Annotated in this window: 18 protein-coding genes and 1 pseudogene; 13 read left to right on the plus strand and 6 right to left on the minus strand. The window is 60.3% G+C overall.

Annotated elements, in window-relative coordinates; genetic code table 11:
* Window positions 1–252: 252 nt before the first annotated feature.
* From E3Z29_RS18710 to E3Z29_RS18720, 3 genes are read right to left on the minus strand one after another with little or no spacing between them, the layout of a single operon-like run.
* Window positions 253–1,191, minus strand: coding sequence for a DUF4880 domain-containing protein (locus tag E3Z29_RS18710; protein ID WP_134786581.1), 939 nt, complete (start codon window positions 1,189–1,191; stop codon window positions 253–255).
* Window positions 1,192–1,222: 31 nt separating this feature from the next.
* Window positions 1,223–1,774 carry an RNA polymerase sigma factor gene (locus E3Z29_RS18715; RefSeq protein WP_027613107.1) on the minus strand — a complete coding sequence of 184 codons (552 nt, stop codon included), beginning with the start codon at window positions 1,772–1,774 and terminating at the stop codon, window positions 1,223–1,225.
* Window positions 1,771–2,436: a secretin and TonB N-terminal domain-containing protein gene (locus E3Z29_RS18720; RefSeq protein ID WP_256662018.1), complete on the minus strand. Its 666-nt coding sequence runs from the start codon at window positions 2,434–2,436 to the stop codon at window positions 1,771–1,773. The genes E3Z29_RS18715 and E3Z29_RS18720 overlap by 4 nt, the downstream gene beginning before the upstream one ends.
* Before the next feature lie 207 nt (window positions 2,437–2,643).
* Here E3Z29_RS18720 and E3Z29_RS18725 point away from each other — a divergent pair, with 207 nt between their 5' ends.
* Window positions 2,644–2,988: a hypothetical protein gene (locus tag E3Z29_RS18725; RefSeq protein WP_098964253.1), complete on the plus strand. Its 345-nt coding sequence runs from the start codon at window positions 2,644–2,646 to the stop codon at window positions 2,986–2,988.
* Window positions 2,989–3,165: 177 nt separating this feature from the next.
* Here E3Z29_RS18725 and E3Z29_RS18730 read toward each other — a convergent pair whose 3' ends face one another.
* A complete protein-coding gene (locus E3Z29_RS18730) occupies window positions 3,166–3,606 on the minus strand; it encodes a carboxymuconolactone decarboxylase family protein (protein WP_003225663.1) in 441 nt (146 codons plus the stop codon).
* A 312-nt stretch (window positions 3,607–3,918) separates the two neighbouring features.
* Between E3Z29_RS18730 and E3Z29_RS18735 the strand changes: the two genes are divergently transcribed.
* The 4 genes from E3Z29_RS18735 to E3Z29_RS18755 all read left to right on the plus strand — a co-directional run bounded on the left by E3Z29_RS18735 (window position 3,919) and on the right by E3Z29_RS18755 (window position 7,321).
* Window positions 3,919–5,352, plus strand: coding sequence for a PLP-dependent aminotransferase family protein (locus E3Z29_RS18735; RefSeq protein WP_134786583.1), 1,434 nt, complete (start codon window positions 3,919–3,921; stop codon window positions 5,350–5,352).
* Between the two features lie 123 nt (window positions 5,353–5,475).
* Window positions 5,476–5,769, plus strand: coding sequence for a putative quinol monooxygenase (locus tag E3Z29_RS18740; protein WP_003225668.1), 294 nt, complete (start codon window positions 5,476–5,478; stop codon window positions 5,767–5,769).
* A gap of 196 nt (window positions 5,770–5,965) precedes the next feature.
* Window positions 5,966–6,367 carry a cupin domain-containing protein gene (locus tag E3Z29_RS18750; RefSeq protein ID WP_134786585.1) on the plus strand — a complete coding sequence of 134 codons (402 nt, stop codon included), beginning with the start codon at window positions 5,966–5,968 and terminating at the stop codon, window positions 6,365–6,367.
* A gap of 240 nt (window positions 6,368–6,607) precedes the next feature.
* Window positions 6,608–7,321: an ATPase gene (locus E3Z29_RS18755; RefSeq protein ID WP_098964257.1), complete on the plus strand. Its 714-nt coding sequence runs from the start codon at window positions 6,608–6,610 to the stop codon at window positions 7,319–7,321.
* Window positions 7,322–7,486: 165 nt separating this feature from the next.
* Here E3Z29_RS18755 and E3Z29_RS18760 read toward each other — a convergent pair.
* Window positions 7,487–12,290, minus strand: a pseudogene (locus E3Z29_RS18760) (NAD-glutamate dehydrogenase).
* Between the two features lie 779 nt (window positions 12,291–13,069).
* On the opposite strand from E3Z29_RS18760, the gene E3Z29_RS18765 reads away from it, so the two are divergent.
* Window positions 13,070–14,248 (plus strand): colicin-like pore-forming protein, encoded by a 1,179-nt coding sequence (locus tag E3Z29_RS18765; RefSeq protein ID WP_134786586.1) that lies wholly within the window; start codon window positions 13,070–13,072, stop codon window positions 14,246–14,248.
* A 722-nt stretch (window positions 14,249–14,970) separates the two neighbouring features.
* Here the strand turns inward: E3Z29_RS18765 and E3Z29_RS18770 are convergent.
* Window positions 14,971–16,434 (minus strand): hypothetical protein, encoded by a 1,464-nt coding sequence (locus E3Z29_RS18770; RefSeq protein WP_256662022.1) that lies wholly within the window; start codon window positions 16,432–16,434, stop codon window positions 14,971–14,973.
* A 267-nt stretch (window positions 16,435–16,701) separates the two neighbouring features.
* On the opposite strand from E3Z29_RS18770, the gene E3Z29_RS18775 reads away from it, so the two are divergent.
* The 7 genes from E3Z29_RS18775 to E3Z29_RS18805 all read left to right on the plus strand — a co-directional run bounded on the left by E3Z29_RS18775 (window position 16,702) and on the right by E3Z29_RS18805 (window position 24,166).
* Window positions 16,702–17,055, plus strand: coding sequence for a hypothetical protein (locus E3Z29_RS18775; RefSeq protein ID WP_098964262.1), 354 nt, complete (start codon window positions 16,702–16,704; stop codon window positions 17,053–17,055).
* A 268-nt stretch (window positions 17,056–17,323) separates the two neighbouring features.
* Complete coding sequence (locus E3Z29_RS18780) at window positions 17,324–18,283, plus strand: MoxR family ATPase (protein WP_003218556.1); 960 nt, start codon at window positions 17,324–17,326, stop codon at window positions 18,281–18,283.
* Between the two features lie 5 nt (window positions 18,284–18,288).
* Window positions 18,289–19,233, plus strand: a complete 945-nt coding sequence (locus E3Z29_RS18785) for a DUF58 domain-containing protein (RefSeq protein ID WP_027613096.1) — start codon at window positions 18,289–18,291, stop codon at window positions 19,231–19,233.
* Entirely contained in the window at window positions 19,230–19,727 is a 498-nt protein-coding gene (locus tag E3Z29_RS18790; RefSeq protein ID WP_027613095.1) for a DUF4381 domain-containing protein, read from the plus strand. Before E3Z29_RS18785 ends, E3Z29_RS18790 begins: the two co-directional genes overlap by 4 nt.
* A complete protein-coding gene (locus E3Z29_RS18795) occupies window positions 19,720–20,799 on the plus strand; it encodes a VWA domain-containing protein (RefSeq protein ID WP_134786587.1) in 1,080 nt (359 codons plus the stop codon). Before E3Z29_RS18790 ends, E3Z29_RS18795 begins: the two co-directional genes overlap by 8 nt.
* Window positions 20,796–22,532, plus strand: coding sequence for a tetratricopeptide repeat protein (locus E3Z29_RS18800; protein WP_134786588.1), 1,737 nt, complete (start codon window positions 20,796–20,798; stop codon window positions 22,530–22,532). Before E3Z29_RS18795 ends, E3Z29_RS18800 begins: the two co-directional genes overlap by 4 nt.
* Window positions 22,529–24,166, plus strand: a complete 1,638-nt coding sequence (locus E3Z29_RS18805) for a BatD family protein (RefSeq protein WP_134786589.1) — start codon at window positions 22,529–22,531, stop codon at window positions 24,164–24,166. The genes E3Z29_RS18800 and E3Z29_RS18805 overlap by 4 nt, the downstream gene beginning before the upstream one ends.
* Window positions 24,167–24,206: the final 40 nt, after the last annotated feature.

The following is a 24,206-nucleotide window of genomic DNA, read 5'->3' on the forward strand; positions in this document are numbered from 1 at the left end:
TGGACGCCTTCGCGAGCAAGCCCGCTCCCACAGTTGGATTGGGTTTGGTCAGTTGGGGAATGGTTGGCTTGTGAGCTGTCATCGCTGGTAGGTCAGCTCCCACAAGCCGGTAGATATTGGTCGGCTGTCGGGCCGTCATCGCGAGCGGGCTCACTCCTACAAGTGGATGGTATGCAGTCTGAGAGAGATGAGTTGGCTGGAAGGCCGCCTTCGCGAGCAAGCTCGCTCCCACAGGGGGTGGTGGGATTGGGGTTAGCTGAGGACGACGACGCCGCCGGGGAGTTCGGTGCATTTGACGCCGTAGGCGTCGCGGATCAGCAGGGCGACGCCGGCGAGTTGGTCGAGGCTGAAGCGGGCCTGGACGCGGCGTTGGCCGAGGTCGCGGTTGAGCAGCAGCAACATGCCGGGGCGGTAGCGGTTGATCTCGTCGATCATCTGGCTGAGGGTCGCGCCGTTGAATACCAGTACCTGTTGGCGCCAGTTCATCACTGCGGCGGTGTCGACGCTTTGCACTGCGCCCACTTGCTGCGCGTCGTAGGTCAGTTGTTCACCGGGTTGCAAGCGCAGGCTGCGGCCATCGACATTGACGTCCACCGAACCATCGAGGCACGTCACGCACACTCGCTGATCCGTGTTGCGCAAATTGAACCGCGCTTGGCTCGCCCGCAACCACCCTCCCCCGGCCTGCATCGCCAATGGCAGCCGCGCGGTCTGCACTTCGACTTCGCCGCTGACCAGTTCGAAACCCTGCACACCATCATCGCCAGAGCGCTGGTTGATACGGGTCTGGGTGTTGAGCTCCAGGCTTACGCCATCGGCCGGTTCGAAACGCTTCTGCTGGCCGACCTCGGTGATGTAATCGGCGCCGAGCCCTTCAAAGCCACCCGGAATCGTCCCGCGCACCAGCAGGAACGCCGCCGATGCAGCGATGGCACCACCGAGAAAGGCCCGGCGACCGAAGCGCCGAGGCGACTGCAGCATTTCAGTGGCAGGCTGCAGGTTGTGCCACAACACCTTGGCCTCTTCGAAAGCGCGGGCATGTTCGGCGCTTTGCGCGCACCAGTCGCGCAAGGCGCGGGCGTCGGCCACAGTGGCGCGGCCGGAGGTCAGCAGGACCAACCAGTCGTGGGCTTCGCTGTGCAGATTGTCGGCCGCCGATGGCTTGGCAGGTGTCAGTCGAAAGATGTTCAAACGCGCAGGTTCTCAACGAATTGATCGGGCACTATTCAGAAGACGGTTTTCCGGCCCCGCGACCGAACCGCTGAAACACTTTTCTTTCCAGTTTCGCGGCGCAGAAGCCCAATGCAGCTTTGATTTCCTTCTCGACCATGCGTGTGGAGATGCCGAAGCGCTGGGAGATTTCCAGGTGCGGCGCCTCTTCCAGCCGCGCCGCGATGAAGATCCTTCGCCGCCGCGCGGGCAGCTCATAGAGGGCGCTGAGCAGCGACTGGATTTCCTTCTGCCCACCCACCACCCGCGCCGGGTCCAGCGCCTCGTCGCCGATCTGTAGCAGCTCTTCGACTTCCTCGCCGGTGAGCAGGCGCGCATCGGCCTGACGGCGGTCGGCGGCGATGTTCAGGGCCATGCGATAGAGGTAGGCATTGGGCCGCAGCAGGTTCGGCGGCGTTTCCATGCGGTCGACCCGCAGGTAGGTTTCGTGCAGCACGTCGTTGGCCAGGTCTTCCGAGCCCAGACGGCGTCGCAAGCGCACCCGAAAGTCCTCGTAGGACGTCAGGAACAGCTGGACCATCGAACCTTGTCCGGTGTCTTTCATCCCCCGGAAACTCCTTCCCATTTGGTGCATTCCATGCGTTTCCCTGACGACTCCGGTAACAACAGCAACGTGACCGGCTGACGCAACGCGCTGGGCGTCGGCCGGTCGATCCTGAGATTGCGAAAGCTCTCCACCAGCGCGGTATCGCGCCGTACATCACCGGTGGTGGTGACCAACCGGTTGTGCTGCACCACGCCGTCGCGCCCGACCCAGACCTGCAACACCGCGCGATAACTGCCCGGACGAGTCAGTGGCGAACGGCACAGGTTGCGCTCGATCGCCGCTTGTACGGCGGTGGCGTAGCTGCGACTCACAGCGGCGCTGGCCGGCGTGGTTTTGTCCGGGGCCGACGGCACGTCCTCGACCTGCGCCACCTGCAAGGTGAACGCATCGTCGCGGGCGTAACGCGCCATCAGGCCACTGCCGCCGAGCAAACGGCGCAAGGCGTCGGCAGCGGTGTATTCGCCATCGACCGCCAATGAGCGCCGGCCACGACTCAACTGACTGTCGACCAGCACTGCAATGCCCGTGGCATGGCTGTACTGATCCAGCGCCCGGGCCAGATCCTGCGCCGGGATGTGCAGCGTCATGCGCAAATCGGCCGGCACCGGTTCGGCTGTCGCCGCACCGCTGAACCAGCCAAGCAGCAGCCCCAGACTCACCCGGCGCACGAGAGTCGCTGAACGCTGAAGACCGTCCCTGGAACTGCCTCGCTGCACGGCTGACGTACCCCTGAAAACCGTCATCCTGATGGCTGTTTATGAATCTGGTGTGACGGACGGTGCAAAAAAACCATCACGGGATTTGCGCGAGGCTTGCACTAGACTCCATACAGAGAACGGCCGCTTCGGGCCGGCCAGGAGGCTTGCATGAAATCACTGTGGAAAATCGCCCTCGGCGGGCTGCTGCTGAGCGCCTTCGCCAGTGCCCACGCCGAACAGCCGCTGGGCTGTGTGGAGGTGACGGTGGGCGGCTACAAGGCGCCGAATTACGATTGTCTGAGTCAGCAGATGGGCAACAATCCCGAGGGCGCTGCCGCTGCGCAGAAGAATCAGGAAGCAATGAACGTTCCCGTGAACAAACGGCCACCAAATCAGGTTGGCCTCGCAACCCCGGCCGCAACTGGAACACGCATGGGCAACACCTTCGGCACCTCAGTCAAACCACAACGCCCACCCGCCAATAACGGAACCTCCCCATTAACCAATAAATGAGTCAAAACACCTGAGGCTAAGAAACTCACACACCTAAAGGAAGGGGAAACACACCTGTGGCGAGGGGATTTATCCCCGATCGGCTGCGCAGCAGTCGTCAATGTTGGGCCTGCTACGCAGGCCATCGGGGATGAATCCCCTCACCACAAGGAACACCTCAATCACAGGGTATGCACGTCAGTCGCTTGGGGTTTGGCGGAAGCTTACGGCCAGGCGATTCCAGCTGTTGATGGTGGTGACGGCCATGGTCAGATCCACCAGTTCGGCTTCGCTGAATTGCGCTTTGGCCTGCTGGTAAACCTCGTCCGGCACATGACTTTCCGCCAATAGCGTCACGGCCTCAGCCCAGCCCAGGGCGGCGCGTTCACGGGGATTGAAAAAGCCGCTGTCGCGCCACACCGCGATCGCATACAAACGCCGATCACTCTCCCCGGCCCGCCGCGCGTCCACCGAATGCATGTCGGTGCAGAACGCGCAGCCGTTGAGCTGCGAGGCGCGGATCCTGATCAGTTGCAACAGCGGCGCCTCGATGCTCAGGTCGCTGGTCAGCGCCTCCATGGCGATCATCGCTTTCATCGCCTTGGGCGATGCGTTGTAGTAGTCCAGACGCGGGGACATGGCAGGTCTCGGGAAGCGGAATGATGAGTTCACGGTAAGCGCAGAACTGCCAGCGTTACAGCCCCAATTCCACGGAATATCGCTACACCACTGTCCCCCGGCCAAACACACAACCTTGTAGGAGTGAGCCTGCTCGCGATAGCGGTCATTCAGTCACCGCCATGTTGGATGTGCCGACGTCATCGCGAGCAGGCTCACTCCTACAAGGGGGACGGTGACCAATTTCGGTTTTTTGTGCTGCGCAACTACTGCCAATCAACCAACAGCGGTAATCTGGCCGACACTTCAATCGCCCTCCGGAGCCGCGTCGGTATGGAACTTCACGTCGTGATCAATGGCCGCAAGGACCTCGCCGGCCAGCTGTACAACCAGCTGCGCGGCGCCATCGAGTCCGGGCGTCTGGCCGCCGGTACGCAGTTGCCGCCCAGCCGCTTGCTGGCCGAGCAACTGGGGATCTCGCGCAAGACCATTTCCGACACCTACGCGCAGCTGACTTACGAAAATTTCCTCACCGGGGTGATCGGCAAAGGCACCTACGTCAACGCCCGCCCGGCGCAGATTCAGCGCAAGCAAAGCCACACCGAACTGGCCAGCGCCGAGGTGATCGAGCGCTGGCGCAATCTGCCGGTGTTCTTGCGCCACCCGTCGCTGGAAGGTTCGCTGCGCTACGACTTCATCGGCGGCGCCACCAGCAAGGGCCAGTTCCCACATGACGACTGGCGCCGTTGCGTGTCGCACGCGATGCGCCAGATGGCCGGCTCCAAAGGTTTCTACAGTGTGCCCGAAGGCCTGCCGGCGCTGCGCAATGCGATTGCCCGGCACATCGCGTTTTCGCGCGGGATCAACTGCCAGGACGAAGACATCGTGGTGTGCAACGGCGCGCAACAGGCGCTGGACCTGATCACCCGCGTGCTGATCAGCCCCGGCAGCCGGGTGGCGATGGAAGACCCGGGTTATCCGCCCGCGCGCCTGCTGTTCGGCACCCACGGTGCCGAAGTGGTCGGAATCCCGGTGGATGCCGAAGGGATTGTGGTCGAACAGATTCCCGAGGGCACGCGGATGATTTATGTCACGCCGTCGCACCAGTTCCCGCTGGGCATGCCGATGAGCCAGGCGCGCCGCGAAGCCTTGCTCGCCCGCGCTTATGAGCTGGGCGCGATCATCGTCGAGGACGACTACGACAGCGAATTCCGCTACGAAGGGCGGCCTACGGACTCTCTGTTCAGCCTCGATCAGCGCGGCATCGTCGCCTACGTCGGCACCTTCTCCAAGACCCTGCTGCCGGAGCTGCGCCTGGGTTACGCGATCCTGCCGCCGGCGATTCTCGAAGCGGTGATCCGCGCCAAACAACTCACCGACCTGCACGCCTCGACCCTGCCGCAATGGGCGCTGGCCAAGTTCATTGCCGAAGGCTGCCTGCTCAAGCACATCCGCCGTTGCCACGGGATTTACGCCCAGCGCCGCGAGCGAATTCTGGCGCGCATGGCCACGGATCTGGCGCCGTGGCTGGAAGCGATACCGCCCAGTGCCGGGTTCCACATGGCGGTGCTGTGCAAGGTGCCGATCGACCTGGCGCTGGTGATCGAACTGGCGAAAAAAGTCGAGGTCGGGCTGTATTCCATCGACATTTTTCATTATCAACAGCCGGTGAAGAGCGGCCTGTACTTCGGCTTCGGCGCCATTGAAACCCTCGATATCGACACCGCTCTGGATCGCCTGCGCGACATTCTGCAACAAGTGGCGTGAATGATTGGTCTGGGTGATTAACCGCCGATTGGTTATTGGTGATCAGCAGGTGCAGGCCTATTCTGCATGGGCGTTATCCCTCAATGAGCAGGATTCGTCCGGCCTGATTCAGGAGTGTGAGCAATGTCCAACGAAGTGATCAACACCGTTCAGGTGCGCGCCGCCGCCGGCCGTTCTGAAGAACTCGGCCGGCAGTTGCAGAAGATCGTCGACACCCTGCGCCAGACACCGGGCTGCGACGCCTATATGGTCGACCGCTGCCCCGAGGACAGCCAACGCTGGACGGTGAGTGCGCGCTGGCAGTCGGAAGCGGCGATGCAGGCGCACTTCAACCGGCCCGAGGCGCAGGGGTTTATTGACCTGATTGATAGCCGCTTGGCCAATAGTGTGGATTTCAACAGTTTCCCCATCGTCTGACCGGACGCCTTCGCGAGCAAGCCCGCTCCCACATTGGAATGCGTTCAACTGTGGGAGCGGGCTTGCTCGCGAAGGCGTATTCCGCCGCACCACCGCACTGCTGATTGGTCACCCGATCTTCCCGAATATTGGCCGTTTGAATACCCCACCCCGCAGACTACTGTGGTCACCACCCCTCCCCAACTGGTGATCGAACATGAAAGCCCTGCACCTCTTCACCGCCATTCTCGCCCTGTCTGTATCTGCCGCCGCCCTGGCTCACGACCCATCCGAGAAAGTCACCGTCCTGCAAGACCAAATGCTGAAAAACGCCCCCGGCAAGAAAGCCATGATGATCGAAGTCGACTACAAACCCGGCCAGTCCTCGATCGCCCACAAACACGACGGCACCGCCATGGCCTACGTGCTCGAAGGCGAAGTGATTTCCCAGGTCAAGGGCGAACAGGCGATCACCTACAAGAAAGGCCAGTTCTGGTACGAACCGGCCGGCTCCGAACACCTGGTGTCGAAAAACGCCAGCAACAGCAAACCGGCGAAGTTGCTGGTGTTCATGGTGTTGGCCCCGGACGAGCAAGTACTGATCCCCTTGAAAAACTGATGGTTGTTGGCACAGCCATAAATAAAAAGGCGCAAAACACTGTTTTGCGCCTTTTTATTTCCCGAGGCAATTAACCGATTCGCCTTAAAGCCAATAAAACTAATGCATCGCCACAATCGAAAAATTGTCAGCTTATTTACAGGTTGGCGGGTTTAGTCTGAATCAACTGTCGTGCGCCCGTCACCCACAGCCGCGACAACGCTGACTTTCCGACTGAAGTTGCTTCACGGGAGACTCATCATGAAACTTGCCTTTGCCAGTACCCTGGCGATATCGGTTTTAGCCTTGTCCGCCTGTTCAGTACCCACCGCGCCGAAAGCGGTGTCGTCCCTCGATACCCTGTTCACCCAACCGGTCGGCCGCAGCAGCGCCGCCCAGGTGCAAAGCGGTCCCGGCGTTTCACTGGGCGTGGTCTACAGCCCCAGCACCCAGACCAACCGCGAATACCTGCGTGACTATCAGGCCAACGCCGGCACCGGTTTCGGCCAGAGCCTGCTGGTGCAGCCGATCCACGACGCCTACGTCAACACCTCGAAACCGGACATGGCGGTGGACTGGGTCAAGGCCTCGCTGCAACGGCAGTTCGGCTCGGTCACGGTGTACCCGGACATGCAGAGCCTGCGCGCGGCGCATCCCGATGTGGTGGCGATCGTCGACGCCCACAGCCAGTTGATTACCTCGCGCAGCTCCGACATCAAGGCCGATGTCAGTGCGGATTTTTATGATGCGAAGTTGAATTACATCGGCACGGCGAAAGGTTCGGAGGCCAAAGAACTGACGCCGGTGTGGGCGGACTTCAAACGTTCGGAAGAGATTGTCGCGGATATTAATCAACAGCAGGATGTGCAAGTTCGGGCGCTGCAGAAGTTTGATCAGTCGCTGAGTAATTTATTGACCAGACCGACAGATAAAGTGTCGATGCTCGATAGTAAACAAGCACATAAGTTGTATTGATATAAAGGGCGCCATCGCGAGCAGGCTCACTCCTACAGTTGGAATGCGTTTCCCTTGTAGGAGTGAGCCTGCTCGCGAAGGGGCCAGCCCGACCACCACAAAACCAACAGACATAAAAAAACCCCTGCATCTCACAATGCAGGGGCTTTTTCATTCAACCACTACTCAGGCCAGTTCAAGCTCGGCATTCGCAGCAGCCGCAGGCACCACCGCTTGCCCGCTCAACGCGAGGTCAAGCAGTTCACGGTTGGCTACTGCATACATGGCGTAGTCAGTGCCGCTCGCCGCACGGATTTCCACCAGCATGGCGCGCCAGCGCTCGATCATGCTTTCGTGCTGTGCCATCCACAGCGCCAGGCGTGCTTCCACGTCCTGAGTGCCGTCGCCCTGTTGCAGGGACAGAGATGGTGATCGCACGTTGCTGCCAGTCCACATCGTCACGGAACGCTTCACGGGCCAGGGCCTGCCAGTTGTTTTCAACCGGCAGCGCGCTGATCTGTTGCAGGTACCAGGTGATGTCCAGCGCACTGCCCACGGCGAAGTAGGCCTTGGCCACTTCGGCCGGATCCTGGCCAGTGACGTCGGACGCTTCGATGATCGGCAGCAGGGTGTACAGGTGCGAGGTACCCGCCACCATACGCGCCAGCAACTCCGGCACACCGGCCGCGACGTAAGCCTGATAACGCGCCTGCCAGTTTTCACGGATTTCGCCGCTCAGCAGTTCGTCGAGCTTCAGCCCCAGCTCCTTGAGGTGCGGACCGAAGTGCGCGACGTCACGGGCAGCGTTCTGCTCGTTGCGACGGGCACGCAGGAACCAGCGCGTAGCGCGACGGCCCAGACGCATCAGCTCGTCCATCAGCTCCAGTTGCACGTCAGCGGAGACCTGATAGTCGAGCGCTTCGATCTGACGGAACCAGTGCGGGAGGTGGAAGATGTCACGCACGATCACGTAGGCGCCGGCCACGTTCGCCGGGCTCATGCCGGTCGACTCTTTGAGTCGCTGAACGAAGGTGATGCCCATGTGGTTGACCAGATCGTTGGCGATCTGGGTGCTGACGATCTCGCGCTTCAGACGGTGACGACGCATGGCTTCGGAGAACTTGCTGACCAGGGTCGGCGGGAACGCCGTTTCCATGTCGCGGGTCAGGTAGTCGTCGTCCGGCACCAGCGAGTTCAGCAGCTGTTCCTTGAGGTCGATCTTGCTGTACGAGATCAGCACCGACAGCTCGGGACGGGTCAGACCATGGCCTGCCGCAACGCGCTCGTTGATCTGCTCTTCGGTCGGCAGGAACTCGATGGCACGGTCCAGCTTGCCACGGCCTTCCAGATCGCTCATCAGACGCTTGTACTCGGCAATGCGCTCGTAGGCACGACGCGCCGCCAGGGACAGGGCCTGGGTCTGCTTGTAGTTGTTGCCCAGCACCAGACCACCGACTTCGTCGGTCATGCTCGCCAGCAACTGGTTGCGTTGCTTGTCGGTCATGTCGCCGGCCTGAACCACTTCGTTCAGCAGGATCTTGATGTTCACTTCGTGGTCGGAGCAGTCCACGCCACCGGCGTTGTCGATGAAGTCGGTGTTGGAGCCGCCGCCATTCAGACCGAATTCCACGCGACCCAGTTGGGTCATGCCGAGGTTACCGCCCTCGCCCACGACTTTGCAGCGCAGCTCGTTGCCGTTCACGCGCAGTGCGTCGTTGGCCTTGTCGCCCACGTCGGCATGGCTTTCGCTGCTGGCCTTGACGTAAGTACCGATACCGCCGTTCCACAGCAGATCCACCGGCGCCTTGAGCAAGGCGTTCAGCAGTTCGGTCGGGGTCAGCTTGTCGGCCTTGATGTCGAAGCGTTCTTTCATCTGCGGCGAGATGGCGATGCTCTTCGCGCTGCGCGAGAAGATGCCGCCGCCTTCGGACATGATGCTGGTGTCGTAGTCGGTCCAGGCCGAACGCGGCAGGTCGAACATGCGCTGACGCTCGACGAAGCTGGTCGCCGGGTTCGGGTTCGGATCGATGAAGATGTGCATGTGGTTGAACGCGGCAACCAGTTGCAGCTTGTCGGACATCAACAGGCCGTTACCGAATACGTCACCGGCCATGTCACCCACGCCGACCACGGTGATGCTGTCTTCCTGAACATTGATGCCGCGCTCGCGGAAGTGGCGCTGTACGCCGACCCACGCGCCCTTGGCGGTGATGCCCATTTTCTTGTGGTCGTAACCGGCGGAACCACCGGAAGCGAACGCGTCACCCAGCCAGAAGCCGTAGTCGATGGCGATGCCGTTGGCGATGTCGGAGAAGGTTGCAGTGCCCTTGTCCGCGGCCACTACCAGGTACGGGTCATCGTCGTCATGACGCACGACGTTGGCCGGCGGTACCAGCGCGCCGTCTTTCAGGTTGTCGGTGATGTCCAGCAGACCGGAGATGAAGATGCGGTAGCAGGCGATGCCTTCGGCCGCGATCTCGTCACGGCTGCCGCCCAGTGGCAGGCGACGCGGCAGGAAGCCGCCCTTCGCACCCACCGGCACGATGACCGAGTTCTTCACTTGCTGGGCTTTTACCAGGCCGAGGACTTCGGTACGGAAGTCTTCTTCACGGTCGGACCAGCGCAGACCACCGCGCGCAACGTTGCCGAAGCGCAGGTGCACGCCTTCGACACGTGGCGAGTAAACGAAGATTTCGAACTTCGGTACCGGCTTCGGCAGCTCAGGAATCGCGTGCGGGTTGAACTTGAAGCTGAAGTACGACTTGTTCTGGCCGTTGGCGTCAGTCTGATAGAAGTTGGTGCGCAGGGTGGCTTTGATCAGGTCCAGGTAACGACGCAGGATGCGGTCTTCGTTGAGCACCTGAACGTCGTCCAGTGCGGTCAGAATTGCTTGTTCCAGACGCTGTTGCTTGTCTTCCAGATCTTCGCTGCCCAGCTTGCGCGCCAGGTAAAAACGGGTCTTGAACAACCGGGTCAGCTCGCGAGCGATGTCGGTGTGGTTGTTCAGGGTGCTGGCGATGTAACCCAGGTCGAAGCCCAGACGAATCTGCTTCAGGTAACGGGCGTAGGCACGCAGCAGCGCCACATCGCGCCATGGCAGACCGGCGGTCAGCACCAGACGGTTGAACGCATCGTTCTCGGCATCGCCACGGACGATGTGGACGAACGCGTCCTGCAGGGTGTCGTTGAGTTGCTGGATATCCAGCTCCAGGCCTTCCGCCGCAGTGAACGCGAAGTCATGAATCCAGAACTCGCGGCCATTGGTGTGACGCAAACGGTACGGGAACTCACCCAGCACGCGCAGGCCGAGGTTTTCCAGAATCGGCAAGACGTCGGACAGCGCCAGCGGGGTGTCGGCGTGGTACAGCTTGCAATGCAGCTCGCGCTGACCGGACACCTGGCCCAGCGGCTGATAGAAGCTCATCACCAGCGGATTTTTTTCGTTCAGGCTCAGCAGGTGCTGCATGTCGACCACAGCCGAATGCGCCGCGAAACGCTCGCGGTAACCTGCCGGGAAGCCTTTCGGGAAATCCGCCAGCACGTTGGTGCCGTGGGCTTCGCCGAAGCTTTCGACGGTCAGTGCGGCGTAGTCGTCCTGCCAGCTGCGGCAGGCCTGTACCACTTCTTTTTCCAGCAGCAGCGGATCGATGTCGATGCGGTTCTTCGGATCGACGCGCAGGATCAACTGCACGCGGGCCAGCACGGACTCGGAGAAGAAGGTCCAGAACTCGCAGTCGGTGGCCTTCAGGCGCTCCATCAGCACCTGCTGGATCTTCTGGCGCACTTCGGTGGAATAGATGTCGCGCGGCACGTAGGCCAGGCAGTAGCAGAAGCGACCGTACGGGTCTTTGCGCAGGAACACGCGGATCTTGTTGCGTTCCTGGATCTGCACGATCGACATCACGGTGCTGAACAGCTCGTCGACCGGGGTCTGGAACAGGTCATCACGCGGCAGCACTTCGAGGACCTGCGCCAGTTCCTTGCCCAGGTGAGCCTTGGATTGGAAGCCGGAGCGGCGTTCGATTTCTTCGACCTTGCGACGGATGAACGGAATGACCCGCACGCTCTCGCCATAAACCGAGGAGGTGTACAGGCCCATGAAGCGGTGTTCCTTGATGACGTTGCCGTCAGCGTCGATTTCACGGATCGACACGTAGTCCGGGTAGGCCGGACGGTGCACGCGGCTCGGGTGCGCAGCCTTGGCGAACGACAACAGGGTCGGTTCGCGCAGGTAGTTCACTGCGTAGTCTTCGATGTGCCGGTCTTCGTTGGTCAGACCGGTGCGCAGCAGTTTGGTCAGACCGAGGAAGGAATTCTGGTCGTATTCGATGTGGCCGCCATCGGCCTGATCGACAACGGTGAACTCTTCGTAGCCGAGGAAGGTGAAGTGGTTGCCCACCAGCCATTCCAGGAAGCTCTTGATTTCGGTCTTTTCGTCGGCATCGACGGCGAATGCGCTGTGATCGAGCTTGGTGAGGATCTCCTGCACCTTGGCCTTCATCGGCTCGAAATCAGCGACCGCGACGCGCACTTCACCGAGCACCTGCTCCAGTTCTTTGCTCAGCACATTCAGTTCAGCCGCGTTGGCGCAGCGGTCGATTTCCAGGTACATCAGCGACTCGTGCAGCACGCCTTCGCCGGTGCTGCCCTTGGGCAGGATTTCCAGCAGCTCGCCCTTGCTGCCACGACGTACGCTGAGCACGGTGGTCTGCAGGGTGTGGATGCTGTAGCCGCGACGGTTCAGCTCGGTGCGGACCGAGTCGACCAGAAATGGCAGGTCGTGGTGCAGGACTTCGACCGCGGTGTGGGTCGACTGCCAGCCATGACGCTCGTAATCAGGGTTGTAGACGCGCACTTGCGGTTGCGCGTGATCGAAGCGCTCAAGCAGGCGCCACGCGGAAAGAGTACAGCCAGCGAGGTCGGAGAGGCGACGTTGAGTCAGCTCGTCCAGGGAAATGATGCCGAAGAATTGTTCAGCGAACAGCGCCACTTGTGGCAGTGCCTGTTCACTGATGTGCTGCGCCAGTGCCGCTTGCAGTTGGTGCTGGAAGTCGGCTTTGCTGGCTGCGGTGAAGAACGCCATCTGTGGTACTCCGCTTAAGCTTGTTATTGATGGAAAGCGTCGCGTGCAACACCCCTTTCGGGGCTTGTGTCGCCCTGTTCCTGATTCTCGGGCAGAGGAAACAGGGGGACAGGTGGGTGAAGCTGGACGAGACACTCAGGTCACATTCACCTTCCATTGAATGGGCATCTGCAAAAACGACTGTCGAGGCTGCCGACAATGTCTTTACGGGTGCTCATCCGTTGCGCAGCTTAATGGGTGCGACAATGTGTCTGCTTGCGGTGCTGCGACATATTCGGTCATTGGCACGTAAACGCGGCCCCGCGCACCGGTAAACATTAGCAGCCAAAGAGAATTCTCGCGCTTCAGGTGGCCGTTCAACAGGCAAGCGCACCTGAAATGACCGATTACCTTAAATTCGTTCCTGCCGCACCTTTCCTCTTTGGAAAATCACCCAGCCAAAGCTTACACAGCCTTCGATTGTTCGCACCAAAAAAACCAGTAAAAACAACAAGTAGAAACACACTAAAGAATCCTTACAAACTGACAAGAAATGTCTCACATAATTTGAAGACCAAATTCCTACAGCACGATTTGAACGCAAAAATCGGCAGTGCTATCTATATAAGCACACCTCATAAAAAATCAGACATCAGTTATCAAACCGACCCACGGAACGGGTCTCTATCAAAGAAAGGAATCAACACATGCGACAACTTGAACTTCCGACAACAATAATCTACGGCGATGGCTCCTGGGAAATCATCAATTTGAACCCTGGCACCATTCGCGGAGATATTCTCAAGAATTATCCGCTGGGCAACCCGATGCATGGGCTCACACTGGCGATAGAAAGTGACTATCTGGAAAAAAAGCGCAATTTAGAACAAGGCTTGCAAACAGAGCTGAACATTATAGACAGCAGACACCCACCGCTGACCCACCCCACCCCCGATACATGGCTAAACAAAGCCATCAACATTGTCAATGAATTGCTTTTTCAAAAAAACACCGAACTGCAGCAAAAATCAAGGGATATTAAAACGTCGCAACAATATGCGAAGTTACAAGCCACTTACGACGCCATGCTTCTGAACGAACAAATCGCAAATCTTCAAGACCGCCAGACCAGACTGTATGCCGAAATAGCTCGGCGACAGGCCGAGGCCCTCGCCCAACAGCAGGCCGCCGAAGCGGCGCGACAAGCTGAAGAGACGCAAAGACAAGAGCAGGCGCGTCAGGCTGCTCTGCGACTGGAGGAAGAAAAACAACGGATCGCTGCCGAAGCGGAGGCCAAACGTATTGATGACTACAAACGCGCGGTGGCTTACGTCGCCGACGCGAACAAATTCATCCTCGAGAAATACGGCGCCAAGCTGCATCAAGTGGTGATGGATCTTCAAAAGGATGTATCAGGGAAAAAGATCAGGAGCTACAACGAGGCGCTGCAAACGTTCGAGCAGGTGCGAACCAACCCGAATGCAAGGCTCAGCCCGCAGGATACCCGTGCGGTTGTCGACGCACTGAACGCGTTGGACAAGGCGACCTACATGGACAGTGTCAATCGGCTCGCCAAAGGATTTGGCGTAACCGGAAAAATCGTGCAGGCGCATTCTGTTGTGGAAAAGGCAATCATCGGTTTTCAGGATGGAAACTGGAAACCCCTGTTACTCGAATTCGAAAGCATTGCCGCAGGAGCCGGAGCAGGGTTGCTGGTCGCTCTCATAGCACCACCAGTGCTAGCTGCTTTTTCGTTTCCACCCGTAATTGCTGTAGTCGCTACCGGCCTCCTCGTGGCTGGCGTTGCCGCTTTACTCGATGCCAAAACCGTAGAAAAGATAAATGACACGATATTCACGCTAGTTGAAACGACGCCAGCGCATTAATACTCTGCCCGCCGGTTCAATTAATTGAGCCGGCCACCAAACAAGGATTACACGGTGCAAAACACTCCTGAGCCATCCATATCAACCGCATGTTTTATATCCATGCTGGCGCCGATCCTCCTCATCAACCTGATAGTTCCAATCATTAACGAGCACCATCCTATGCTGCTCGATTCTGCTCTACAAAACTATCTGATCGAAAACATCGGCTTCTGGTCGTCCAAACTCCCTCTAAGCTCCAGGATAACCACGAATTACATTGCGGTATTTGCGCCAATATTCAGCTTAATATTCCTGTACAGATGCTTAAAAATATCCGACCAGATATTTGAAAGAGCAAACAAACTCTCACTCATAAAATATTCCTTATCGCTCATTGTCCTGCTTTTATTTTGCTCTATCTTCACCTATGAAGCGTATTTAAACTCCACCGACCTCATGAGCCGCGACTCAAAACTGAGGATCATGGGTCAGAATTTTCTATTCTATTCAACGTACTCTTCAGGAGTTTTTCTTTTCGTATTCTTACTCCCCCCGATTCTCTTTCAACTCCTGTTTTACGTTCCTTACCGCACTATCATTCACTTTAGAAAACAGCCCTCAGAACTCAAAAAAGATTCAAGGCAACATCCTCAGGAACTACCTCGAAGAAAAAAAGGAAAGCAGCCACATTGAGCTTATGCCTTCCCTTTTCCTGGGCCGCTTAGCCCCCACCATCAACATCAGTCAGGCAGCTCCTCGAAAGCCCTGAATTTGCTCACGGTGGCACAGTCGTAACACATGGTTTTCAGGATCAATTTATCCATGCTGGCGTCGATATTGCTGGAGTCACACTCTCGGCAAAACAGCCTCAAATGACCGAGCAGGTCGCTGTCAAAAGCTGCACGGGAGAAGAACTGCGGCACCAGTTCATCGCGCCAATACATTCCCGGCGACTTGGAAAACCCGGCACCGCTGTCCTTGAGCACTACGTCATACAACAACCGATGCAACGCCGATTGCGGTACCCGCGAATCGCGGTGTGCGTTTTTGCGCCAGTTCCGAGTCAGGGCGTCCTGAGCGGTCCCGAGCATGTTGCGCGGGATGGTGTTGGACGCGTGATTGCGACCTTTGGAGTTGCCGGTAGCGTAAAAGTGCGCAGCGTTTTTTACCGCCAGGCGGGCAAAGTAATAGAGCTGGCTTACGGAAAAATCCTGCAGGAGTTGCCCCACAACCGTTTCGGCACGCGCCTCGGCCGTGAACGAAAAACTGACTTCGTTGGCCAGCACACGGATGTATTGAAGCGATTCTTCTCGGGCCAGATCGAAAATCAGCCCGTAGAGTTCGCTCTTCCAGGCGACCTGAATCTCGCCGGACAACTCCTGATAGAGCGTCAGGTACAGACTTTCCCGATTACAGCGCGCAACTCCGCCGAGTGCCACATTAGGCTGCCAGCGCACTGCGCAATAGTCACTGATACTGCAACCCTCAGTGCGATCGAAGGCCCTGATATCAGAGCTCGTCGCGACCGCTAACACGCCAGCCTCGTGCAGACTCTTCAATCTTTCCTCGCTGGCCTCGACGCTCGGTGCCAGATGTTCGCTTCGGGATGTCGCGCTCAACGGCGCGATCCATTCGGGATGGTTGGCATTGCCATCGTCAAGCAAGGCCAGCAACGTCAGTTTCTGCACAAACCCAAGGGTCGAATACGGCACCGCCGGACTCGGTATACCGAAGCACGATTCAAGTTCGCGGCGATCACGCTCGGCCTGCGCCGCCAATTGTTGCTGATGAACCTGGCAACATGCCGGGCAAGTACACGCCATGCGTCGGCCATGGCGGGCGGATGCAGAGTATCGGTGCTCGCACCGTATGCACTTGTAAGGATGACGCTGCGAGATCGGAGTGCCCCGGGCGTGCCGACGTACCCACATCGGCACATCGCAATAAGGGCACTTCAGATCCTGACTGACAATCGGCGGCAAAACCTTGAGCAAGCTGCGAACAGTGGCAGGGATCTGATACTCGGCCAGAAGCGCAGCGCTTTTTTCCCCGTCCAGATATCGCTGATAAATCTGCTCGATCTGATCGTCGGACAGGTGTGCAATTTCCTCAGCGCGTTCGAAATACGGATGCATTGAAAGAGGTCCTTTTTTTCGGTTTGAGTTGACGCACTCCTTTGCGCTCGAACCGCAAAATAATGACAATCGTGGCGATAAAACAAGCGAAAAAGCAGAAAATGGCTGCCAAGTTCAAACAAGTAACTTTCCCTGCGGCGTCCTCGGAAATTTCAACCCTCAACACAGGATTCATCTGTCGGAATTTTCCCTCTTCACCGATTCCGCCAGGTTTCACCCGCCCTCGTATTGCAGGCAGCAACAAAGCAACCACGCAAGAGAGCAGCGCAAATGCGCCAAGGCTGGCAAAATCGCGCTTTCGATTGCACTTAGCGCCCGTCGGCCAGGAATTCCCCCATGCAAATGACCACCGCCCTACTGATCGTCAACCCGTGCGACGACGAAGAAGACAACATGGCCATGCTCTGCTGCCATAGCGACAAGGGCGACATGTTTCTGATGAGCCGCTATCCGGACGAGGACGAGCTGGAGATCACCCTGGATGGCGAGCCTTCGACGCTGGACGGCGTGAAAGTCACCCTGTCCAAGACTCTGCTGAAGATTGAAATCGCGGCGGCGGATGCCGATGCGCTGAATGGCGATGATGTGCTGGAAATTACCTTCAATCCGGACATGGTTGATCTGGCTGAAGTTGAAGAAACCCTGAAGAATATTCTGGATGGGACTGGCACTTTCATTAGCCAGATTTGATGGCGTCTTGAAGGGCCTCATCGCGAGCAGGCTCACTCCTACAGTACGGTGTACGACGCCCCTATGTAGGAGTGAGCCTGCTCGCGATAGGGCCGGAACAGTCAACCAATCACTTCCCGGCTACAAAATTCCAACAAATCCCCCGGTCATTTCCCGCACTTTGCGCAAAATGCCGTTAGTCGCCACCCCCCTCGATGGATTAAAGTAACGCCCCCAGCCCCGGCGTTATCCGAACGCCTGCGGCCACCCTTTCCAGGAACAGTCACCGATGGAACATCGTGAAGCGCTGCTGGCGCTGCGAACCTTTCTTTCAACGCAGATTCTCGGCCAGGAAAAACTCATCGAGCGTTTGCTCATCGCCCTGCTCGCCGACGGCCACATGCTGGTCGAGGGCGCTCCGGGTCTGGCCAAGACCAAAGCGATCAAAGAACTCGCCGAGGGCATCGAAGCCCAGTTCCATCGCATTCAGTTCACCCCTGACCTGCTGCCGGCCGACATCACCGGCACCGAGATCTATCGCCCGGAAACCGGCAGTTTTGTGTTCCAGCAAGGGCCGATCTTCCACAACCTGGTCCTGGCGGACGAAATCAACCGCGCCCCGGCCAAGGTGCAATCGGCGCTGCTCGAAGCCATGGCCGAACGTCAGGTCAGTGTCGGGCGCAGCACGTACGAACTGTCGCCGCTGTTTCTGGTGATGGCCACGCAGAACCCGATCGAGCAGGAAGGCACCTACCCGTTGCCCGAAGCCCAACTCGACCGCTTCCTGATGCACGTGAAAATCGGTTTCCCGGATGCTGCCGTCGAACGCCGGATCCTGCAGCAGGCCCGTGGCGAAGCGCTGAATGGCGAAACCAAACCGGAACGCCGGGTCAGCCAGCAGGCGATCTTTGCTGCGCGCAAGGAAATCCTCGGTCTGTACATGGCCGACGCCGTGGAGGAATACCTGGTGCAACTGGTCATGGCCACGCGCACCCCGGCCAAATTCGATCCGGAAATGGCCGAGTGGATCGCCTATGGCGCCAGTCCACGTGGCTCGATCGCCCTCGACCGTTGCGCCCGGGCCCACGCCTGGCTGGCCGGTCGCGACTTCGTCAGCCCGGAAGACATTCAGGCGGTGCTGTTCGACGTGTTGCGGCACCGCATCATTCTGTCGTTTGAAGCCGAAGCCGCCGGCATCGATCAGGATCGGGTGGTGCAGCGGATTCTCGACGTCGTAGCCGTCGCTTGACCCCCATGAACGCCCCTCTGCCGTCCGAACCGGGCATCCGCATCAGCCTCACCGATCTGATCGAGATGCGCCACCGTGTGCGCGAAGTGCAGCTGTTTTCCACACCCAGTCAGCGCAGTCCGCTGATCGGTCTGCATCACTCGAAATTCCGTGGTCGCGGGGTCGACTTCGATCAGGTGCGGGTCTATCAGGCCGGCGACGACGTGCGCACCATCGACTGGCGCGTGACCGCGCGCACCCAGGAGCCGCACACCAAGCTGTTCCATGAAGAACGCGAGCGACCGATTTTCATCATGGTCGAGCAAAGCACCCGGCTGTTTTTCGGTTCCGGGCTGATGTTCAAGTCGGTGCTCGCGGCGCAAGCGGCGGCGCTGATCGGCTGGGCGGCGCTGGGGCACAACGACCGGGTCGGCGGACTGGTGTTCGGCGATAACGAGCATTACGAAATCAAACCGCGCCGCAGCAAGCAGAGCCTGCTGCAATTGCTCAACCGCCTGGTGAAGGTCAATCAGTCGCTGCACAGCGAACGCGAGCCGGACCGCGACGCCCTCGGCGTGGCGCTGCGCCGGGCGCGTGAGGTGTTGCGCCCGGGCAGCCTGGTGATCGTGATCTGCGACGAGCGCGCGCTGTCCGACAGCGCCGAGCAGCAACTGAGCCTGCTATCGCGTCATTGCGATCTGTTGCTGTTGCCGCTGTCCGATCCACTGGATCACGCCCTGCCTGCCGCCGGGCTTCTGAGATTCGCGGAAAGAGGCGCACAGCTGGAACTCGACACGCTGAATTTCGAGCTGCGCCAGACCTATCGCGCTCAGGCCGAAGCACGCATCGCCCGTTGGGAATTGCTCGCGCAAAAACTGCGGGTGCTGCTGATGCCATTGAGCACGCAAAGCGAAATGGTCGAGCAGATGCGCGAGTTCCTCAATCCGCAGCGCCCGGGGAGCAGTCGATGAACGGCCTCGAACAACTGCAACCGCTGATTTCGCCGCCGCCGATAGACTTCTGGCCGCCAGCGCCGGGCTGGTGGCTGCTGCTGTTATTGCTGCCGCTGCTGGGCTTCGCCGTGTGGCGTTTGCGCCGGTTCATTCCGATCAAGAAACGCCCGATCGTGCGCGCCGAACAACCGCTCGACCCCGTGCGCATCGCCGCACTGGCCGAACTGGCGCAGATGCCCAAACCCTACGACGGCGCACCCGCCGGTGCCTGGCTGCAGCAGCTCAACGGTCTGCTCAAACGCCTGTGCCGCAACCACTACCCCTACAGCCAGAGTCACACGCTCAACGGCCGCAAATGGCTGGCGTTTCTCGACAACCGTTGCCCGGCCGCCGGCCTGACGCGCTGGATGGTGCTGGTCGAAGGCGCCTATAAACCCGAATGCAAACTCGACGACAAAGCCATCGCCGGCCTGACCCAAGCCGTCGACACCTGGATTCGCAAGCATGTTTGAGTTCGCCTGGCCGTGGATCTTCGTGCTGCTGCCACTGCCGTGGCTGATGCGTCTGGTGCTGCCGGTGGCCGACAGCGGCGAGCCGGCGCTGCGCGTGAGTTTCCTCTCCGACCTCGAAGGCCTGGCGCGGCGCCGGGCCCGCGCCAACCTGCCGGCGTGGCGCCAGCAAGCGCCGTTCCTGCTGCTGTGGCTGTTGCTGCTGAGCGCCGCCGCGCGTCCGCAATGGCTCGGCGACCCGTTGCCGATTGCCGCCAGCGGCCGCGATCTGCTGGTGGCGGTGGACGTGTCCGGCTCGATGGATTTCCCCGACATGCAGTGGCAGGACGAAGACGTCAGTCGCTTGTCGCTGGTTCAGCATCTGCTCGGCGATTTCCTTGAAAGCCGTGATGGCGACCGCGTTGGTCTGATCCTGTTCGGCAGTCAGGCCTATCTGCAGGCACCGCTGACGTTCGACCGGCATACCGTGCGCGTCTGGCTCGATGAAGCGCGCATCGGCATCGCCGGCAAGAACACCGCCATCGGCGATGCGATCGGTCTGGCGCTGAAGCGCCTGCGTATGCGTCCGGCGCAAAGCCGAGTGTTGATTCTGGTCACCGACGGCGCCAACAACGGCGGCGAAATCGATCCGCTGACCGCAGCGAAACTGGCCGCCAGCGAAGGGGTGAAAATCTACCCGATCGGCATCGGCGCCGACCCCGAAGACAGTGGTAGCACCGGCCTGCTCGGGGTCAATCCGAGCCTGGATCTCGACGAGCCGGCCCTCAAAGCCATCGCCAACGCCACCGGCGGCCAATACTTCCGCGCCCGCGACGGCAAAGAGCTGCAAGCGATCCGGGACACCCTCGATCAACTCGAACCGGTGACCCAGCAACCGACCCAGGCGCGCCCGACGCAAGCCTTGTATCAGTGGCCGCTGGCCTTTGCCCTGCTGCTGAGCCTGTTGCTGGTCGCCCGCGAATTGTGGCCGGACAACCCGCTGCAACGCCTGTTTACCAAGGAGCTGTATCTGCAAAGTCCGTTGCCTGACTGGCGTGAGCGTCTCAAGCGCCTGCGTCTGCGGAGGCGCCGATGATCGCGCTCTGGCCGCACTGGTTCCGCCCTTGGTGGCTGCCGCTCCTGCCGCTGCTCGGCTGGCTGATCTGGCAACTCTGGCACCGGCAGAAACGCGCCGGACGCTGGCAGATGATTCTGCCGCCGGCGTTCCACTCGACGCTGCTCAGCGGAGGCAATGGGCGCACCAGCAAACTGCCGTGGGTCGCCCTCGGCGTGGCGTGGCTGCTGACCATCGTCGCCCTGCTCGGGCCGAGCTGGGAACGCGTCGAACAGACCAGCCAGAAGCCTGCCGATCCATTGGTGGTGGTGCTGGAGCTGACCCCGGAAATGCTCGCCACCGACTCACCGCCAACGCGACTGGAACAGGCCCGGCGCAAGCTGTTCGACCTGTTGCAGGTACGCAGCGACGCGCAGACCGCGATCGTCGTCTACGCCGGCAGCGCGCACACCCTGGTGCCGCTGTCGGATGACCTGGCGACCAGCCACAATCTGCTCGACGCCCTCAAGCCGTCGCTGATGCCGGAAAGCGGCCATCGCGCTGATCTCGGCGTAAGCAAAGCATTGGCCTTGCTCAAGCAAGGCGCGCTCGGTCAGGGACGGATTCTGCTGATCGGCTCCTCGCTGACCGAAGAAGAACGCCAAGGCATTCGCCACGCCCTCGGCCAGCAATCGGCACAACTGCTGATGCTCGGCATCGGCACCGCTGAAGGCGCACCGATCGCTCAGGAGGACGGCAGTTTCCTCAAGGACGAACAAGGCGCGATCCGCGTGCCGCAACTCGACAGCCCGGGCCTTGGCGCATTCCTCGCCAGTGTCGGCGGCGAGTACCACAGCGCGCGGCTGGACGAATCCGATTTGCGCGCCCTCGGCCTGCTCGATGGCCCGCGCAGCTTGCGCGACGATGGCCAGACCGTGCGCCTCGACACTTGGGCCGATCAGGGATACTGGCTGTTGTTGCCGCTATTGCTGCTCGCCGCCTGCGCCGGACGGCGTGGCTGGTTGTTCTGCCTGCCATTGCTGTTGTGCCTGCCGCAGCCGAGCTACGCTTTCGACTTCGAAGACCTGTGGCTGCGCCCCGATCAACAGGGCCTGCACCTGCTCAAACAGAAGCGTCCGGCCGAGGCTGCCGAACACTTCGAAGATCACCAGTGGCAAGGGCTGGCGTTGTACGAGGCCGGCGATTACAGTGGCGCCGCTCAGCGTTTCGCCGAAGGCAGCGATGCCCGCGCCCACTACAATCGTGGCAACGCCCTGGCGAAAAGTGGTGAGCTGGAAGCCGCCATCGATGCCTATGAGCAAGCACTGGAACTGCAACCGGACTTGCGCCCGGCGCTGACCAATAAGGCCCTGGTGGAAAACCTGCTCAAGCAGAAGAACACTCCGCCGCCAGCCGAGCCACAACCGCAACCAGCTCAGCCGAATGTGCCCGGCGATGAACCACCGCCAGCGACCACGCCGCCACCCGCGGTGAAAAGTGACACCCCGAGCGAGGCGCAGCCCGGCGAGTCGGCCAACGAATCGCCGCCGACCACCCCGCCGCAGCCAGGCCCCAACGAAGTGCCAGGCAGCGATGAAGCGGAAGAAACCGACACCGTGCCAACGCTGCGACCGAGCGAGGACAACCTCGAAGGCGAGCAGCGTCAGGCACTGGAACAATGGCTGGGCAAGATCCCCGACGACCCGGGCGAACTGCTGCGACGCAAATTCTGGTACGAACAGCAACAACATCAGGATCAGGAAAAAACTCGATGACCCGTTTCACCGCTCTCTTGCTGCCCCTGCTGCTCTGCATGGCCAACGCACAGGCGGCCGAGCTGACGGCCAGCGTGGATCGCAGTCGCCTGAACTCCGGCGAGACGGTCGAACTCACCCTCGAAACGGATGATGTCACGCAGTTCGGCAAACCCGACCTGACGCCGCTGGAACCGCTGTTCGAGGTGCGCGGCACGCGTCAGGTCAACCAGTTGAACACCCTCAATGGCGACAACCGCGCCACCACGCGCTGGATCATTACCCTGCTGCCGAAAGAGAACGGCAGCGTGGTCATTCCGCCGCTGCAACTGGGTGAGGTGCAGAGCCAGCCGATCACCGTGCAAGTAGTCGAGAGCGACAGCCGCGAAGAGAAAAACAACCTGGACCCGGTGTTCATCGAGGCCAGTCTCGACCAGTCCAGCGTTTACGTGCAGGCCCAGGCGATCCTGACCCTGCGCATCTACCACTCGGTGTCGCTGTACGACGATAGCAGCCTGACCCCGCTGCAGATCGCCGACGCGCGTATCGAGCAACTGGGCGACACCCGCACCTACGAAAAAGACATCAACGGCGTGCGTCATGGCGTGATCGAGATGCGCTATGCGATCTACCCGCAGCACAGTGGCTTGCTGACCATCGCCCCGCAGACTTTCAGCGCCACACTGGTCGACACTCAGCCGGCTCAGGACGCGACCGCGCAGGGCCCGAAACCGGGCAAGCTGCTGCACGTCAGCTCCTCGGAGATTCCGCTGACGGTCAAACCGAAACCGCTGACCTACCCCGCCGATGCGCCATGGCTGCCCGCGCGCAGCCTGAGCCTGAGCGAAAGCTGGAATCCGGAGCCGGATCACCTACAGGTCGGCGACTCCCTGACTCGCAGCCTGACTTTAAAAGCCGAAGGCCTGGCCAGTTCGCAGTTGCCGGCCCTGCCCGGCACCGAAGCCAACGGCTTGCGCCGTTACCCGGATCAACCGGTGCTGAGCAACCAGAGCGGCGAGCGCGGCCTGATCGGCAGCCGTGAAGAACGCGAAGCGCTGGTGCCCAGCCGCAGCGGCGCGATCGAGTTGCCGACGGTAGACGTGATCTGGTGGAACACCTTCGAAGATCATCTGGAACACACCAGCCTGCCGGCGCGCACCCTGCAAGTAGCGAACAACCCGAGCCTGCAGGTCGACACCCCGGCCGGCACTCTGCAAGTGAGCGCCATCGATAACGATGTGTTGTGGTGGTGGAAACTCAGCACCCTGATCCTCGCCTGCACCACCCTGCTCGGATTCGGCCTGTGGTGGCGTGCGCGCTGGCAACCGGCGGTGCATCGCGCCGCCCAAACCGGGCCGAGCCCGCGCACTTTGCTGGACGACATCAAGCGGGCGTGCCAGGCGAATGATCCGCAAGCGACGCGCCAGGCGCTGGATGCATGGGCGCGGCAGCAGCCGGAGACTTTGGCAGATATGGCGGCGCGGTTTGTGCCGTTGTCGGACGCGCTGGACGGGCTCAATGGTGCGCTGTACAGCGAGACCGGGCAGCATTGGCAGGGCGAGGATTTGTGGCGGGCGATCCGTACCATTCCGGCGGCGGAACGGGTGCAGGATCCGGTGGGTGACAGCGGGTTGCCGCCGCTTTATCCGAAGTAAACCGCAAAAGATCGCAGCCTGCGACAGCTCCTACATTTAG

It is taken from the genome of Pseudomonas sp. S150 (assembly GCF_004526365.1).
Classification (GTDB): Bacteria; Pseudomonadota; Gammaproteobacteria; order Pseudomonadales; family Pseudomonadaceae; genus Aquipseudomonas; species Aquipseudomonas putida_A.

Coding starts and splice junctions, on each gene's coding strand:
- E3Z29_RS18715 (WP_027613107.1), bottom strand. CDS start 1,774: ATGAAAGACACCGGACAAGGTTCGATGGTCCAGCTGTTCCTGACGTCC.
- E3Z29_RS18725 (WP_098964253.1), top strand. CDS start 2,644: ATGAAATCACTGTGGAAAATCGCCCTCGGCGGGCTGCTGCTGAGCGCC.
- E3Z29_RS18730 (WP_003225663.1), bottom strand. CDS start 3,606: ATGTCCCCGCGTCTGGACTACTACAACGCATCGCCCAAGGCGATGAAA.
- E3Z29_RS18735 (WP_134786583.1), top strand. CDS start 3,919: ATGGAACTTCACGTCGTGATCAATGGCCGCAAGGACCTCGCCGGCCAG.
- E3Z29_RS18740 (WP_003225668.1), top strand. CDS start 5,476: ATGTCCAACGAAGTGATCAACACCGTTCAGGTGCGCGCCGCCGCCGGC.
- E3Z29_RS18750 (WP_134786585.1), top strand. CDS start 5,966: ATGAAAGCCCTGCACCTCTTCACCGCCATTCTCGCCCTGTCTGTATCT.
- E3Z29_RS18755 (WP_098964257.1), top strand. CDS start 6,608: ATGAAACTTGCCTTTGCCAGTACCCTGGCGATATCGGTTTTAGCCTTG.
- E3Z29_RS18765 (WP_134786586.1), top strand. CDS start 13,070: ATGCGACAACTTGAACTTCCGACAACAATAATCTACGGCGATGGCTCC.
- E3Z29_RS18775 (WP_098964262.1), top strand. CDS start 16,702: ATGCAAATGACCACCGCCCTACTGATCGTCAACCCGTGCGACGACGAA.
- E3Z29_RS18780 (WP_003218556.1), top strand. CDS start 17,324: ATGGAACATCGTGAAGCGCTGCTGGCGCTGCGAACCTTTCTTTCAACG.
- E3Z29_RS18785 (WP_027613096.1), top strand. CDS start 18,289: ATGAACGCCCCTCTGCCGTCCGAACCGGGCATCCGCATCAGCCTCACC.
- E3Z29_RS18790 (WP_027613095.1), top strand. CDS start 19,230: ATGAACGGCCTCGAACAACTGCAACCGCTGATTTCGCCGCCGCCGATA.
- E3Z29_RS18795 (WP_134786587.1), top strand. CDS start 19,720: ATGTTTGAGTTCGCCTGGCCGTGGATCTTCGTGCTGCTGCCACTGCCG.
- E3Z29_RS18800 (WP_134786588.1), top strand. CDS start 20,796: ATGATCGCGCTCTGGCCGCACTGGTTCCGCCCTTGGTGGCTGCCGCTC.
- E3Z29_RS18805 (WP_134786589.1), top strand. CDS start 22,529: ATGACCCGTTTCACCGCTCTCTTGCTGCCCCTGCTGCTCTGCATGGCC.